This window comes from Enterococcus sp. DIV1444a (assembly GCF_051712125.1).
Lineage (GTDB): Bacteria > Bacillota > Bacilli > Lactobacillales > Enterococcaceae > Enterococcus > Enterococcus faecalis.
Genome location: NZ_JBIOOG010000001.1, coordinates 1,639,569 through 1,656,328 on the forward strand (window position 1 = coordinate 1,639,569; position 16,760 = coordinate 1,656,328).

Annotated in this window: 7 protein-coding genes; 1 reads left to right on the forward strand and 6 read right to left on the reverse strand. The window is 37.0% G+C overall.

The window, feature by feature from the left end; all coding sequences use genetic code 11:
- Positions 1-78 precede the first annotated feature (78 nt).
- Together IGI87_RS08065 and IGI87_RS08070 are read right to left on the reverse strand one after the other, a co-directional pair.
- On the reverse strand, positions 79-276 hold the full coding sequence (locus IGI87_RS08065) for a hypothetical protein (protein WP_104854016.1): 198 nt from the start codon (positions 274-276) through the stop codon (positions 79-81).
- Positions 245-9,583: an isopeptide-forming domain-containing fimbrial protein gene (locus IGI87_RS08070; RefSeq protein ID WP_438736596.1), complete on the reverse strand. Its 9,339-nt coding sequence runs from the start codon at positions 9,581-9,583 to the stop codon at positions 245-247. The genes IGI87_RS08065 and IGI87_RS08070 overlap by 32 nt, the downstream gene beginning before the upstream one ends.
- Positions 9,584-9,779: 196 nt before the next feature.
- Between IGI87_RS08070 and IGI87_RS08075 the strand changes: the two genes are divergently transcribed.
- Positions 9,780-11,315: a helix-turn-helix domain-containing protein gene (locus IGI87_RS08075; RefSeq protein ID WP_438736597.1), complete on the forward strand. Its 1,536-nt coding sequence runs from the start codon at positions 9,780-9,782 to the stop codon at positions 11,313-11,315.
- Positions 11,316-11,333: 18 nt separating this feature from the next.
- On the opposite strand, the gene ftsX is transcribed toward IGI87_RS08075, so the two are convergent.
- The 4 genes from ftsX to secA form a co-directional block, all read right to left on the reverse strand.
- On the reverse strand, positions 11,334-12,218 hold the full coding sequence (gene ftsX, locus IGI87_RS08080) for a permease-like cell division protein FtsX (RefSeq protein ID WP_002360154.1): 885 nt from the start codon (positions 12,216-12,218) through the stop codon (positions 11,334-11,336).
- Positions 12,211-12,897: a cell division ATP-binding protein FtsE gene (gene ftsE, locus IGI87_RS08085; RefSeq protein ID WP_002361935.1), complete on the reverse strand. Its 687-nt coding sequence runs from the start codon at positions 12,895-12,897 to the stop codon at positions 12,211-12,213. The genes ftsX and ftsE overlap by 8 nt, the downstream gene beginning before the upstream one ends.
- A gap of 105 nt (positions 12,898-13,002) precedes the next feature.
- Positions 13,003-14,104 (reverse strand): peptide chain release factor 2 gene (prfB, locus tag IGI87_RS08090; protein WP_111997025.1). Its coding sequence is split into 2 segments (ribosomal slippage): positions 13,003-14,031 and positions 14,033-14,104, totalling 1,101 coding nucleotides; the frame shifts between segments, so codons are not numbered across the junction.
- A 76-nt stretch (positions 14,105-14,180) separates the two neighbouring features.
- The gene (gene secA / locus IGI87_RS08095; protein ID WP_002381826.1) at positions 14,181-16,718 is read right to left on the reverse strand and encodes a preprotein translocase subunit SecA; all 2,538 of its coding nucleotides are present in this window, start codon (positions 16,716-16,718) and stop codon (positions 14,181-14,183) included.
- Positions 16,719-16,760: the final 42 nt, after the last annotated feature.

Here is a 16,760-nt window from a genome sequence, read left to right on the forward strand (position 1 = left end):
TTGTTTCTTTATCTATCTTCATTTAAACACAAAAACAACGACTTTCTTCGTAAGAAAGTCGTTGTTTTTGTTATTTACCTATTTTGATTCGTCTTCTCCCACAATCGTAACCGTTGCTGGATTTGTTTTTTCTTTCGTGACTGTTTCCCGTTGCTTTTCGGTCACTTTTTCTGTTGTTTGTTGCTTTTGCTCACTTTTTTCCTTATCTTTTCCTTTACAACCACTTAAAGAAAAAATCAAAAGACTAGCGAGGAGTAGTGTGGCGATTTTTTTCATTGTCTTTCCTCCTTGTTACAAAATAGATGCTTCCCGCACTGATTAACAGAATCATTCCTACGCTCATTAAAAGAATATCCGATTGACTACCTGTTTTCGGCAAGGCTTTTTTAGCGATTGGACGTTTTGTCATTTGCGGTGCCTTTGGTGACTGAATGTTTTGTTTGTTCGTTTTAACTATTTTTTTCTTGTTTTCTTTGACAATTTTAGTTATAACTTCATTTGTTAAAATTGGCTCATTTGGTGTATTATTGCTCACTGCTTCTGCAATATTTTCAATTTGTGTTTCGGCAGTTTTTCCAACTGTTACATTGAAGGTCACAATGTATTCTGGATTATCTTGATTGATTTTTACTTCACCAATTCCTAGTTGATTATTCGACCAAACATTGTCTTGATATTCTTTGCCGTTAATCTTAGTTGAGCCTTTCACGTAGCGAACGTGAGCTGGTAGCGTATCATAGATAGCCCCTTCCCATTCGCCAGTTCCTGGAACATGAGTGAAGCGTAATGTGTAAGTTAAGACATCCCCAATTTTTGCTTGATTACTTTGAGTATCTTTTTCTTGACCATTGCGAACAAATTTTTCGGCAGTAATTTTTCCAGCTTCTTGAACAAAGACATTGGTTTCTGGATGTTTTGGCTCAAGTGGTTGATCTGGTGCTCCTGGTTCATTAGGATCAGGTGTAGTTCCTTCAACGGTAGCGATGTTAATCCGTTCACCACGGGCTTGTTTATCGACTTTTACATCGAAAGAAACAACTAATTCTTCTTGTCCTTTCAAACTACCTAAGTTTTCTGTTGTCAATTGTTGCCCCTTAACTTGACTATCCCCTAAGCGTTTTTCAGCGCCATTAGGCAATTTCACTTTTAAACTACCCGCTTGATAAGTTAAATCAGCTGGAATGGCATCTTTTACGACAATGTTATTGACAATACTGTATGGCGCTTCGGTATTTTTGACTTTAATTTGATATTGAATGACATCGCCAACAGTAATTGTTTGTCCGTCAATGGCTGCTTGTGCTTGGTTTAAAACAAATTTAGATGCTTCTAGTTTTCCTGGACTTGGAATAACATCAGTTGTCACAGGTGGTGATTCAATTTCTGGATCGTTTGGATCATCAGAAATTCCTTTAGCAATGTTAACAATTGTCTGGTTCAAGGCACTTTCATTGATTGTGACCTTAAAAGTGATGACTAGTTTTGGTTTGCCGTTATCTAGTTTCACATTTGGAATAACCACTTTTCCGCCATTCCAAACGTCTTCGTCAGCAACTGCTTGTCCATCAACTTTAATACTGTTTGGTTGATACGTGACATGCTCAGAAAGCATATCTTCTACTTTTCCTGACCAAGTTCCTTCCCAACGTCCCGTATTTTCTTTATGGGCAACTTCGATTTCGTACGTTAACGTGTCGCCAATGTTGGCACGGTTTTTATTAGTCGCATTAACTGTTTTCTTCACAGTTACTTCGCTTGGAACTTTGACTTTGGTACTTGGTTTTTCAGGTTCTAAAGGTGTTTCCTCTGTCGAACGATCTGGATCTCCTGTTGGCGTTGTTCCAACAACAGTGGCAATATTAATCCGTTCACCATTGGCTGCTTTACCGACTTTCACTTTAAACGAAACAACTAAAGATTCTTGGCCTCTTAAGCTACCAAGCTTTTCGGTGACTAATTCTTGCCCTTGAACTTGTTTGTCTCCTAAAGCTTTTTCGGTGCCATCTGGTAAAGTGACTTTCAAACTACCTTTTTCGTAGAGTAGATCAGTTGGAATACTGTCTTTAACTACAACGTTGTTAACAATCGTATGTCTTGCTTCTGGATTTTTAGCCGTAATCCGGTATTCAATCACGCTACCGACTGTAACGTTTCGGCCATTGATAGATTGTCCTTCTTGATTGAATACTTCTTTGGCTGCTTCCAGTTTCCCTGGACTTGGTACCACTTTTGTTGTGACTTCATTGGTTGGTACTTCTGGCTGATTTGGATAATTAGGATTATCCGTTGGCTTGGCTGTTGCTTGGTTTTTAATGGTTGTATCAACAGCACTTGCTTCGAGAACAACTTCAAATGTTACAACAACTTCGTCTTTTTCGTTATTTAATGACACATTTGGAATCGTTAGCTCTTGTTTATTCCAAACGGTATCTGCTACTTCTTTTCCATCTACTTTGGTGCTTCCTGCTTGATAACGAACATTTGCCGGTAAGGTATCTTTAATGACACCTTCCCATTGACCGGTATCTTTCACATGCTTGTACACTAAACGATAGGTTAATTTATCGCCGACATTCTTTTGATTTGCATGAACGTCGTCAACAAATTTTTCGCCAATAATTTGACTTGGAACCGTAATTTTAGTGGTTGGTTTTTCTGGTGTCACTGGCACATTTGGTTCACCAGGTTTGTTCGGATCTGGTGTGGTTCCTTCGACAGTCGCAATATTGACGCGCTGACCACTTGCTTCTTTTGCTACTTTGACTTTAAAGGAAATCACTAAAGATTCTTGACCTTTTAGACTACCCAGATTTTCGGTGACTAATTCTTGACCTTTGACCTGATCATCAGGTAAGGCTTTTTCTGTACCATCTGGCAACGTCACTTTCAAGCTACCCGCTTCGTACATTAAATCAGCTGGAATGCTGTCTTTAATTACGACATTATTGACAATGGTATGGGCTGCTTCTACGTTTTTTGCAGTGATACGGTACTCAATTACATCATTGACGCTAATTTCTTTTCCAACAATGGCTTGGCCAGCTTGGTTAAAGACGTCTTTACTTGCTTCTAATTTTCCTGGACTTGGTACCACTTTGGTTGTGACTTCATTGGTTGGTACTTCTGGCTGATTTGGATAATTAGGATTTTCAGTTGGTTTGGCTGTTGCTTGGTTTTTAATCGTGGTTCCCAAGGCAGATTCTTGAATGGTTACTTTAAATTCCACCACAATTTTTGATTGTTCATTGTTTAAAACAACATCAGGAATACGTAGTGTTTCTCCTTGCCAAACTGTATCTTCAACTTTTTTGCCATCCACAGTCGTTGTTTCAGGTTGATAACGAACGTTTGCTGGCAAAGTATCCGTAATCGTTCCTAACCATTGTCCAGTATCTTTGATATGTTGATAAACAATTCGATAAGTTAAGCTATCACCAACAAAACGTTGATTATTCGTTACTTCATCAACAAATTTTTTGCCAGTAATTTCGCTTGGTACTTTGACGTTGGTTATTGGTTTTTCAGGGGTTACTGGAACATCTGGTGCACCAGGTTTGTTTGGATCGGGTGTGGTTCCTTCGACAGTTGCAATATTGACGCGTTCGCCACTGGCTTCTTTCGCTACTTTTACCTTAAAGGAAATCACTAAAGATTCTTGGCCTTTTAGACTACCAAGATTTTCAGTCACTAATTCTTGGCCTTTGACTTGGTCGTCTAACAAGAATTTTTCAGTCCCGTCTGGTAAAGTAACTTTCAAACTACCAGTTTCATAAATTAAATCAGCTGGAATACTATCTTTAATCACCACATTGTTAACAATCGTATGTGCTGCTTCTGGATTTTTTGCAGTAATCCGGTATTCAATCACGTCATTCACTTTAATTCCTTGTCCGTCGATGGCTTCACCCTGTTGGTTGAAAGCACCTTTCACTGCTTCTAAACGACCAGGACTTGGTAAGATTTCTGTTTCAACTGGTGGTGTTTCAATATCTGGTGTATTGGGATCGCTAGAAATAGCTTTCCCTACATTAACAATTTTCTGACCTAAGCCACTTTTATTGACCGTGACTTCAAATTCAACAACGACTTTCGGTGCGTCATTATTCAAGGTAATATCGGAAACGGTTAATTGCGCATTTTGAAACAGTTTTTCATCTTCCATTGCTTTCCCATTGACTTTCGTTGAACTTGGAACATAAGTCACATGTTCTGACAAGATATCTTGGATTTCTCCTTGCCATGAACCAGTCCATTCACCTGTATTTTCTTTGTGCCCAACTTCAATGCGATAAACTAGTTTATCGCCAACACGGGCTTGATTACTGTTGACACCATCAACCGTCTTAACGGCTTCAATTTCACTTGGCACTTTCACTTTGGTTGTTGGCTTTTCTGGTCGTAGGGGACGTTCATTGGGATCATTTGGATCTAGTGGTGGGCGTGTTCCTTCAACAGTTGCAATATTGACACGTTCGCCACGAGCTTTTTTATCTACTTTGACTTTAAAAGAAATCACTAAGGATTCTTGACCTTTTAGGCTACCTAAGTTTTCTGTAACTAGTTCTTGTCCGGTAACTTGTTCATCTGATAATGCTTTTTCAGTGCCATCTGGCCATGTTACTTTCAAGCTCCCTTTTTCATAAATTAAATCAGCTGGAATATTGTCTTTAATCACCACGTTATTGACAATTGTATTTGCTGATTCAGGATTTTTTGCGGTAATGCGATATTCAAGTAGATCATTCACTAACACATCTTGACCGTTAATATCTTGATCGTTTTTATACACAGATTTTTCTGCTTCTAAACGTCCTGGTGCAGGTTTCACGCGCACAATGGCATGATCATCAACAGGTGGTATATTAGGATCATCTGGCGTTGCTTGAGCAAAGTTGATGATTTCTTTATTAAGCCCTTCTTCTGCGACACGTACATGGAATGTAATCAGAAGTTTTGACTCTCGTTCATTTAACACAGCATTTGGAATCGTCAACTTAGAAAAATTATTATCCCAAACGGTATCTTCAGTTTTTTCAGAATTGACTTTCGTTGATCCTGGAATATATTCAAGGTAATCTGGTAATTTATCTTGAATTGTCCCAGTCCATTGTCCTGTTCCTCGAACGTGTTCTACTTCAATTTGATATAAAATTTCATCTTCTACATAAGCATTGGTTGCATCTATATGTTGGATGCCATCTTTACCAAAAACAGTTTTTCTTAAGACGATTTCAGCAGGAATTTCGACTTCTTTTGAATCTTCCACTGGTGTTAACGGCTCATCTGGCATAGATGGATCCTCAGAAGGAACGGTTCCTTCTGCTGAAGCAATATTGACTTTTTCACCAGTTGCTGTTCGATGCACTAAAACTTCAAAACGAACTTCTACTGATTCTTGTCCTCTTAATTTCCCTAAATTCTTCGTTGTTAACTGTTGCCCAGCCACAGAGTCATCTGACAATGTTTCTGTTTTTCCATCTGGATACGTCACAGATAAGCTTCCTTTTTGATAACGTAAGCCTTCTGGAATCAAATCTTTTACTACAATGTTATTCACAATGGTTGTTGGGTCTTCTGTATTGGTAACCAAAATACGATATTCAATCGTATCGCCAACTTTTACTTTTTGACCATTAATATCTTTATCCGCTTTGTAGACGCCTTTTTCTGCCTTTAATTTACCTGGCGTTTCCAACACTTCTGTAGTAACAGGCGGTGTCACTACATCAGGAGTATCTGAATCGTCCCTTGGTGCTTTTAAAATCGCGCTGTTAAAAATTTTTTTCCCTAAGGCACTGTCTAAAATTTCAACCTCAAATGTGATGAACAGTTCATCATTCTCTTCATTTAAGTGTGCGTTATAAGAAAATTGTTTGTCCTGCCACACAGATTCATCACTTAACTTCTCTACTTTTGTAGTACCTTTATAATAAATTTCTGTTGACCCTGGTACATAGAGAACATCTTTTGAAAGTGTATCTAAAATACGACCGTACCATTCGCCACCTTCTTCATGTTTTACTCGTATAGAATAAGTGATCGTATCGCCAACATAAGCTCGATTACTTTTTACACCATCGACAAATTTTTCAATTGAAACAACAGGTATCGATACTTTGTTATTATCATCATCCGAAATTGGTGTATGTGGTTCACCTGGGGTTGTCGGTGGCGTAGTTCCTTCAACCGTTGCAATATTAGATTTATCTCCTTTAGCACCTTTTGCTACTTCCACTTCAAAGGATACCGAAAGTTCCTGACCACCATATAAACTACCTAAAGAGTCTGTTTTCAATGACTGTCCTTGAACATACTTGTCTTCTAATGGTTCCACTCGTCCATCTGGATAAGTGACTTTCAGTGTTCCTGACTTATACATAAGCCCTTCTGGGATCTCATCTAGTACTTTTACATCGTTGACAATTGTGCTTGGTGCACCACTATTTTTGGCAACAATTTTGTATTTGACTGTCTGACCGACGCTGATACTTTTCCCATTAATGTCTTCGTCTTCACGGTTATAAACAAATTTTTCTGCTTCTAATTTACCTGGTAAAGGATTTAACGCAACTCCAACTTTTAAAGACTCTACAACTGGTAAGCCGTCAGCTACAACTGCCGCTGAATTCCAAGCAGCTCTATTTTGTGGTTCTTGGGAAAAATCAAGATTTAATTTTTCGACTGTTTCTTGGTTAGGTAATTGAATATCATAATAAATATCAATATCTTGACCATTTGCAAATTCATACCCTGGTTTTAATTCAATTCTGATACTGTGGATTTTAGTAAAGTCAGCAGGATTCTCTTCCCAGAAAGCATCTTCTGCATCAACTGGATCTTTCGGCTCTGCTAAACCATGGTTTGGTGTCACTTTGTTATAAAGAATGTTTGAACGTTTCGGATTTTTTGATTCACTATAACTAACCGTCACCGCATCTTGCCAACTCGCTGGAATTTTAATTGGACCAGCTAACATTGGTTCAAATTGACTACCACGTTGAATATTATCCGTAATTCCTAAATCGCCAATTGATGGTAAAACATCTAACACAGCAATATTTTGGAAATCTTTACCTGTTTCATTACTGATTTTGACACGATATTGTGCTTTTTGGTTGACCATGCCCCCTGTAAACATTTGGAAATCAGCATCATCAGAAGCTTTAATTGCTTTTTCAATGGTTAAATTATTTTTGTTTCTCACATAGTATTCATTACTGTTTTCAATTCTTGAATGATCTGCAGGATAATCTACAGACATCAAGTCTTGATTGTCAGTTAATTGGGTAGATCCTGTACCGCCAGCTGTTACGCTAAGCTTATTATTTTTAGCATAGGTAAAAATTTTCGGCACTAAGATATTTGGTGACTTATCTGAAACAGTTACAGGTACGTCAGCAATGACTTTATTGCCAGCTTGAACATTGCCTGCCCAATTTAACCGGAGCATTTGACGTCCTGAATTATTGTAATTATCAGAAACAACTTCGATAGAAAGTTTGCGTCCTTCTGGTGAAATTAATTCTCTTGACGAGTCATAGACTGTACCCACAGGTAATAAAAGATAGGATTCTGGGTTTTCATAGGCAGGTTGATTTTTTCCAGTAACAATGGTTGCTCGTAAGAACTGTTCGCCTGCTTTAACTGTTTCGCCACGTTCGATCTCTTTATATCCTATATAATTATCAACTAATACTGATTGTCCAAATGTATTTGCGACGTTCAACATTCTTGGCCCATGCCATACTTTTGGATCTTCTGAAGAGTAACTATTAGTCACACGTTTGTTGTTACCATCAATTCCAGCCGAAGAAGTATACATTCTATTTTTTATTTCACCCGTTGCAGTTTCTCTCACTTTAAAATGATAGAAACTATTAATCAACGTGATAGGTTCTAAATTCTTAGCTTGGAACTTAATTTCTGTAATTACATCTGTAGGAGTCAGACCTAACATTTCACTAGTAATAGTAGCGTATTCTTCTGTATCTAAAACACCTTGGTTTTTGATTAAATCAGTGAGGAAAGCATCATAGTTTCTGACTTGTCCATTGACGGTCAATCTAAATTCATATGTTGGAATACGTAATTCAGCTGCCACGTATGGTCCCCGATTATTATCTGTTTTATTTCTACGGCTCATCCCAATCCTTATGTCTTTAAATTCTAATTTATTGCCGTCTGGTTTATAGATATTATTTATATATTCAATTCTTTGTGTTGCACTTGTTGCTGAATGAAAGTTTACATTACTAGAAAAACGAATACTATCACCTGGATAAACATTTAATGGTTCTTCTGCATCCAAATATTTTGTCTCATTAGCCAAAGTATTAGCAGCTGTTGCTCGCCGATGTATAGGAGCTCCAGATCCAGCAGGTTTGTTGGATGTTCCGCCACTTCCAACTACAGGGACAGTATGTGTATTAGATTCCTTATCTAAGGGATCACCCGTTGCAGCAACTGCAGAAAGTTTAGCCACATTAGAGAATTCACGTGTCCCACTGAATTTACCTGGTACATTCGTCACAATTTCAATTGTGGAAAGCTTTTCTAATAAATTATCATTTGATTTAGTTTCTTCTTGTTCTAAATAACTAGGTGCTGGAAATTCAAAAGTAACTGTTCGACTACTTATATCATAACTTCCTGTGATTTGCTGACCATCATAAGTTACTTTAGATGAAACATAGTTTAAGTTAGCTGGTAATTTATCTGTTACTTTAATTGTTCCATTTTGGTGAAAATACAGAATCCCTGTTGTTTTAGGAGCAGTGATATCAATCTTCCAATGAATATCATCTCCTTCAACAAGCGGTTTGGATATATGTGTTTTTTTAACAGCAATCGAATTATTCCCAATAATATCCCCGTTAGATTCTTCGTGAATGGCTTCTTGCCCTTCAATATAAAACTTACCAACAAGTTTTACGCGGTGTTCTTTAATGAATCCGTTTTTTGTTCCAATTGGAATATAGGTTTCATATGCCTTTCCAGCTGTAATACGTTCAAATAAATAAATTAAACGTCTAGAATCCTCATCATATTTAGGAATGACCCCACCAATACTTAATTTTGCTAATGCTTCTGGTGACGAATCGAAGAAAACAATCTCTGTTTTCAAACCTTCTAAACTGATTTCTAGGCGTGCATCTTTGACGATTGTTTCGGGCCCTGTAATGCGAAAAGTGTTTTTGAAATACACTGTTTCTCCCGCTAACACTTTTTTACTCGGTCCTTGAATCGAATAATCCAGTTGAACCGGTTCTTTCCTTTCATTTTCTACTTTCTCCTCATATGGCGGAGCATTTTTATCATTGGCAGTAGCTGGTTTCTCTGCTTTTAAATCTGTGTCTGTATTTTGGGGAATAACTTCACTTGATTCTTGGCTACTTGACCCAGCTTCTGGATTTTGCTGTTCTTCAGTAATCTTGGTGTTATCCACTGAAGATGATTGTTCTTCTAAAGATGAAGAACTGGTTGTACTTACTTGCTCGGGTGTCTCAACAGCATAGACCATTGTTGGCATTAGCGTTTGAATTCCCAAAGAAGCAATCATTAAAACTTGAATAAGTTTTTTCATGCACTTTTCCTCCTCTATAAAATAAGCGTTGTACACAGTTAACCCAACTGAACTATATACACAATTTATTTTACTATGATAAAGGAAGACATGTTTACTTTGTTCTGTCCTAGTACTTACCTCAATGAACGTAAGGTTTATTGCTGGTTTTTTTTTCGTTTTTTTATTAAAATAACAGGTTGAAGATAAAATTGAGGTGAGTTTTATAAAAACACATGATGCTATTAAAACATATATTCTACCGAAGAAATCTGTTAAGAAACTAGATATTTTTTTGTTTATCATTCGAAACCAACCTGTGACTACAATTGAAGTAGCTGAACACTTTAAGATTTCCACCAAAAACCTTGCTCTTTGTTTACAAGAATTACAAACCGATTTTAGTGAAATAAAAGAAAGTCAGCTCATTATTTATAAAAGAAATACAAACATTTCGATAGAGTCCCCTGATCTTGGTTTACAATATTATTTATTATTCAATCGATACTGCACAGACTCTACTGATTATATTTTACTTAGAGCTTCTCTACACAAAGACAATACCTCTATTCCTTTGATTAGTGAAGCTACTAGCTACAGCCCTTCACATATTTATACCCGTATGCGCAATCTCAATCAGTTATTAGAACTTTATGGCCTTTCTATTAGTTTTTCATCTTCTGCTGAACGAGTGATTCAAGGAACGGAATTTCAACTACATTATTTTTTCTTAGATTTTTATTGGACGATTTTTTTAAATTTACCATTAATTAATAAACGAAATAGTTTTTTTTATCCATCTGTTGTAAAAAAAATTATTCGACCAGAAATCTTACAGCAATTAGACAAAACCTCTCAAGAAAAATTGAATTTTTTAATTAAAATCACACTCTATCGCTTTTCTTATTCTAGCATTGAGGATATTAACATTGATTACAGGAATTATCCTTACCTTCCCTACTTTCTCAATGACGGAATTGATATTACACAAGCCGATACACCACTTTGTAAAGAGCAACGTTTTATTATTAATATTGTGGCTCGTACGACGATTGCAAATTTAGATACCATTGAGTCGGTAACTGAACTCTTTTATTGTTTAGAGAAAAGTGAAGTAAGCGAGTATTACTATGTTACTGAGTTATTCACTCAATTTTGCATTAGCTTTTCTATTACAATGGATAATGCTAATCAATTACTTTATACCTTTTGGCTATTTAAACTATTGATGTACACTCAGTTGTTTGTTTCTAATCAGCCAACAACTTCTTTACATGCTTTTTCACAGTCTAATAATCCTGAGTTAGAGGCAAAGATCCAAGACTTTATCCATCAATACAAACAACAAAACACACAATTTTCTCGTCATTTTCAAGATACAGAAAAAATTTTTTGGATTGTCGAGCTCTTCGCACACATCTATCTAAAATTTGCGGAAGCATCACCCGTTTTAATCGGGATTAATTATACACGAGATTTCAATGTAATTTTAGAAATCCATTCTAAAATTACACAATCATTTAATAATGATAAAATAAAATTTGAATTTGCTAACTTTAAACACTGTGACCTGGTGATTTCAGATTATCCCTTTTTCGACTTGCCTACTTCCGTGAAAAAATTCCAAATTTTAGATGAATCTCTTAGCGAAAAGGATTGGCAACAACTTTTCTTATCAATCAATTCGTTAATTATTCAAAAAAATAGTGGCTTTTCTCGAGAAGTCAAAAAAAGGCTCAATCCATTGGATTAAGCCTTTTTCTTTTATATCTTATATCTTCAAGAAACGACGCATTGAAATAACTGAACCTAGTGATCCAATAATCATTCCTGTTGCAATCATTAATAGATTAACTTTCCAAATAAAATCTTCTGGACGAATTAATGAATAATTCGAACGCAATAACTGCGGGTTGAACATGTTATAAACTTGATGGTAGCCTAACGTCATAATAATGACTGGCACGATTGCGCCAATCAACCCAATCCAAGCCCCTTCTAAGAAGAACGGCCAACGAATGAAACTGTTTTTCGCTCCTACAAGACGCATAATTTGGATTTCTTTTTGACGAGATAAAATCGTAATCCGAATGGTATTGGAAATTAAGAACACCGCAACGAATAAAAGTAACGCAGCAGCTGCCAATCCCCAAGTTCGAACGGTTTGAGCGATTTTAAAGATTTTGTCTGAGTTCACACCGCCGTAATCAGCTTTAAAAACACTTGGGAATTTGGCTGCTTGTTTCGCAATATCTTTCGTGTCTTCTGGTGTTTTCGCACGGACATAATACACATCGTATAATGGGTTACTGTCGCCTTCGAAAAGATTCCAGGCATCCCCCATTTGTTCTTGGATTTTTTTCAATTGTTGATCTTTGTTTGAATAAGAAATATCTTCAACATTGTCTAATCCTTTAAGTTGTTTTTCTAATGTTTTCATTTCATTTTGTTTTGTACCAATATCGACAAAAACAGACACTGTCACGTTTTTTTCGACATCATCAGCAAGTTTCGTTGCATTAAAAATAACGCCCATAAAAATACCAACTAAAACTAATGTAATTGTAACCGCACTTGCTGAGGCAACAGTCATCCAACCGTTCCGTTTTAAACTTTTGATACTTTCAAATAAATGAGAAAAGAATGTTCTAATCATCGTAGCCGTATTCTCCTTCCACTTGGTCACGGATAATGCGACCATTTTCAATGGCAATAACACGGTGACGAATCGTATTTACAATTGTACTATTATGCGTTGCCATCACGACTGTTGTTCCTTGTGCGTTAATCCGGTCCAACAATTTCATGATTTCCCATGAATTCTCTGGATCTAAGTTTCCAGTTGGTTCATCGGCAATTAAAACTTTTGGTGTATTTACAATGGCTCGTGCAATGGACACCCGTTGTTGTTCCCCACCAGAAAGTTCGCTTGGAAAAACACGTACCTTATGTTTTAGACCGACTAAATCTAAAACTTCCATCACGCGTTTCTTGATTTCGCGAGGACGTCGTCCAATAACTTGCATCGCATAAGCCACATTCTCATACACAGTTTTCTTTGGTAATAGTTTATAGTCTTGGAAAACGATGCCGATTTCACGACGTAAATAAGGAACTTCTTTATTTTTTATTTTCATTAAATCATGACCTGCAACCGTCAAATTGCCCTTTGTTGCTTTTTCTTCACGATACATTAATCTAATAAAGGTTGATTTCCCTGCACCTGAGGGACCAACCACATAGACGAACTCGCCTTGGTCAATCTCTACTGAAATATTCCGAATCGCTGTTGTACCATTCGAATATTTCTTCATTACATCTTTCATTTCAATCATGGCGTTCTCTCCATCTCTTTTTTCTTCAATCCTACTCATTATAACATGTCAATATTGCAAACTTCTTGCATTAAGTTACATTTTTATTTCAATTTAATGAAGAGCTTAACTTAAGCGCTGTTTTAAGTAGGCATCAATGAAACCATCAAGGTCTCCATCCATCACAGCTTGTACATTGCCAGTTTCGTAATTTGTCCGATGGTCTTTGACCATTGAATACGGATGGAACACGTAAGAACGGATTTGTGAGCCCCAGCCAATTTCCATTTGTTCACCACGTAAACTTGCTGCTTCTTGGGCTTTCTTTTCCATTTCCAATTGATATAATTTGGCTTTTAACATACTCATTGCTTGCTCACGGTTTTTTAATTGAGAACGTTGTGCTTGGCTTGCGACAACGGTGCCTGTTGGAATATGTGTGATTCGAACAGCCGATTCTGTTTTATTAATATGCTGACCACCGGCACCACTTGCTCGATAGGTATCAATTTTTAAGTCATCTGGATTAATCGCAATTTCTATTGTATCGTCTAGTTCAGGCATTACATCAACTGAACAAAACGAAGTATGACGGCGTTTAGCGGAATCAAAAGGCGAAATCCGCACAAGACGATGGACACCTTTTTCAGATTTAAGGTAACCATAAGCATTGTAACCTTTGATTAATAAGGTGACACTTTTGATCCCGGCTTCATCTCCAGCTTGGTAATCCAACGTTTCAACTTGAAAGCCGTGACTTTCTGCCCAACGTGTGTACATTCGTAAAAGCATACTTCCCCAGTCTTGTGATTCAGTACCACCAGCACCAGGATGTAATTCAATGAGCGCGTTATTATGATCATATGGCTCATTTAGTAGTAAGGATAGCTCATACGTTGTTAAACGTTCTTGCAAGAGATGAATTCTTTCTTCCAATTCTTCTTGAATCTCTGCATCATATTCTTCTTGTTGTAATTCAAACATTACCGTTAATTCGTCAAGTTCCTCAGAGAGCTGATGAAATTGTTGATATTTTTCTTTCAAACTATTGGTTTCGTTAATTAGCTTTTGAGCTGTTTCTGTGTTGTCCCAAAAACCAGGTTCTCCCATCCGATTTTCCGCCTCGGCAATGTCTTCTTCTAACTGGTCTAAGTCAAAGAGACCTCCTGAAGCTAGTAATTTTTTGTGTCATTTCGTCTAATAATGTACGAATTTCTGGATTTTCCAAAATGATTCCTTCTTTCTCTTTATTGTAAAAAGAGCAAAGGCGGGACAAATTGCCCCACCCTGCGTTTTTTCTTTAATTAAGCGTTTCTTCCATGACAATTTTTGAATTTTTTGCCACTTCCGCATGGGCATAAATCATTACGACCCACTTTTTTATCTACACGCACAGGTTGACGCTTCGCACTTGTGTTGCTTTGTGCAGCTGCATCTTGTTCTGTTTCTGGATGTTCCGCTTGTCCTTGAGCTACTTGCTCACGTTGGACATTTTGGCGAATTTCCGATTTCATGAATAAACGTGTTACTTCATATTCGATTGAACCCACCATATTGTTATACATAGAATAACCTTCTGTTTGATATTCTACTAATGGGTTGTTTTGACCGTACGCACGTAAGCCGACAGATTGGCGTAATTGATCCATTGCATCAATGTGATCTGTCCATTTAGTATCGACGACACGCAAGATGACAACTTTTTCAAATTCTAGCAATTGTTCTTGACCATTCAATTGTTGAGATTTTTCTTCAAATACTTCTTGCGCACGTGCCACTAAATAGTCTTTGATTTCTTCAGCTGATTTATTTTCTAAGTCTTTTTTAGAAATCGTATCTTCATGGACAAGTGTTGAGGCTGCAAAATCGACAATCCCATCTAAATTCCATTCTTCTTTTTCTAATTGTGTATGGCTATCCACCACTCGGCCAATCGTCCGTTTTACCATGCCCATTAATACATCAGACAAGTCATTTTCTTCCATAATTACTTCTTGTCGTTGCGCATAAATAACTTCACGTTGCTCGCGCATCACATCATCGTATTGTAAGACATTTTTACGTGTGTCATAGTTATTTCCTTCCACACGTTTTTGAGCAGATTCTACTTGGCGAGTAAACATTTTGCTTTGAATAACCGCATCTTCTTCTTGCACATTCATTCGCTCTAAGAATGTTTTAATACGTTCTGAGCCAAAGCGTTTCATTAAGTCATCTTCTAAAGATAAATAAAATTGTGAAACCCCTGGATCTCCTTGACGTCCTGCACGTCCACGCAACTGATTATCAATACGACGTGACTCATGACGTTCTGTTCCGATAACCGCTAGACCACCTAGTTCAAGCACACCTAAACCAAGTTTAATATCCGTTCCACGACCAGCCATATTTGTTGCAATTGTGACTGCACCTTTTTGACCAGCATTCATAATGATTTCGGCTTCTTTAAAGTGATTTTTCGCATTTAATACTTCATGAGGAATTTTAGCTGCGTTTAATTTATCAGAAAGTAATTCTGATGTTTCTACCGCAACAGTCCCCACCAACACTGGTTGTCCTTTGTGGTAGCGTTCTTTAATATCTTCCACCACTGCATTAAATTTACTTTCCAAGGTTGGATAAAGTAAATCTGGACGATCGTCACGGATAATCGGACGATTGGTTGGAATTTGAATGACTTGAATATTGTAAATTTCACGGAATTCTTCTTCTTCTGTTTTAGCAGTACCAGTCATCCCGGCTAGTTTTTTGTACATCCGGAAGTAGTTTTGGAAAGTAATCGTCGCCATTGTTTTTGTTTCATCTTCAATTTCGACGCCTTCTTTTGCTTCAATCGCTTGATGCAAGCCATCAGAATAACGACGACCATCCATGATACGACCAGTAAATTGGTCAACAATTAAAACTTTATTGTCTTGAACCACGTAATCAATGTCTAATAACATGATATAGTTTGCCCGTAACGCTTGATCTAAATGGTGCGTTAATGCTGTATTTTCAATATCGTAAAGGTTATCCAATCCGAAAGTCTGTTCAGCTTTTTCAATACCAGCTTCTGTTAAACCAATTGTTTTAGACTGAATATCAATTTTGTAATCTTCGTCTTCTTTTAAGCGTTTGACAAAATTATCCGCACGTGTATAGAGTGCTGTCGATTTTTCAGCTTGTCCAGAAATAATTAATGGGGTTCTTGCTTCATCAATTAAGATTGAATCCACTTCATCGACAATTGCATAGTTTAATGGACGTTGAACCATTTGGCTGCGATAAACTACCATGTTATCACGTAAATAGTCAAATCCTAATTCGTTATTTGTACTATAAGTAATATCACAGTTATATGCTTCACGTTTTTCATCAGAAGATTTAGAGTTAATGTTTAAGCCAACGCTTAAACCTAAGAAATTATATAATTCTCCCATTTCGTTAGAGTCACGGGTTGCTAAGTATTCATTAACTGTAACAACGTGTACTCCTTCGCCAGATAGTGCATTCAAGTATACAGGCATTGTGGCAGTCAAGGTTTTCCCTTCACCTGTTCTCATTTCAGGAATGTTCCCGTCATGAAGCACAATCCCACCCATTAATTGGACACGGTACGGGAATAAACCTAGTACTCGTTTAGCGGCTTCACGAACAACCGCAAACGCTTCTGGTAAGAGTTCGTCTAAGGTTTCCCCTTTTTGATAACGGGCTTTAAATTCATCTGTTTTTTCACGTAATTGTTCATCGCTTAGTTGTTCCATTGCACTTGCGTGTGCATCAATTTTATCGGCGATTTTTTCTAATCGTCTTAATTCTTTTTTATCGTTTTCAATCATTTTTTTCAAAAAATTTGCCATTGGTATCTGTGTTCCTTTCAATTACCTCTTTTTATTTTTGTA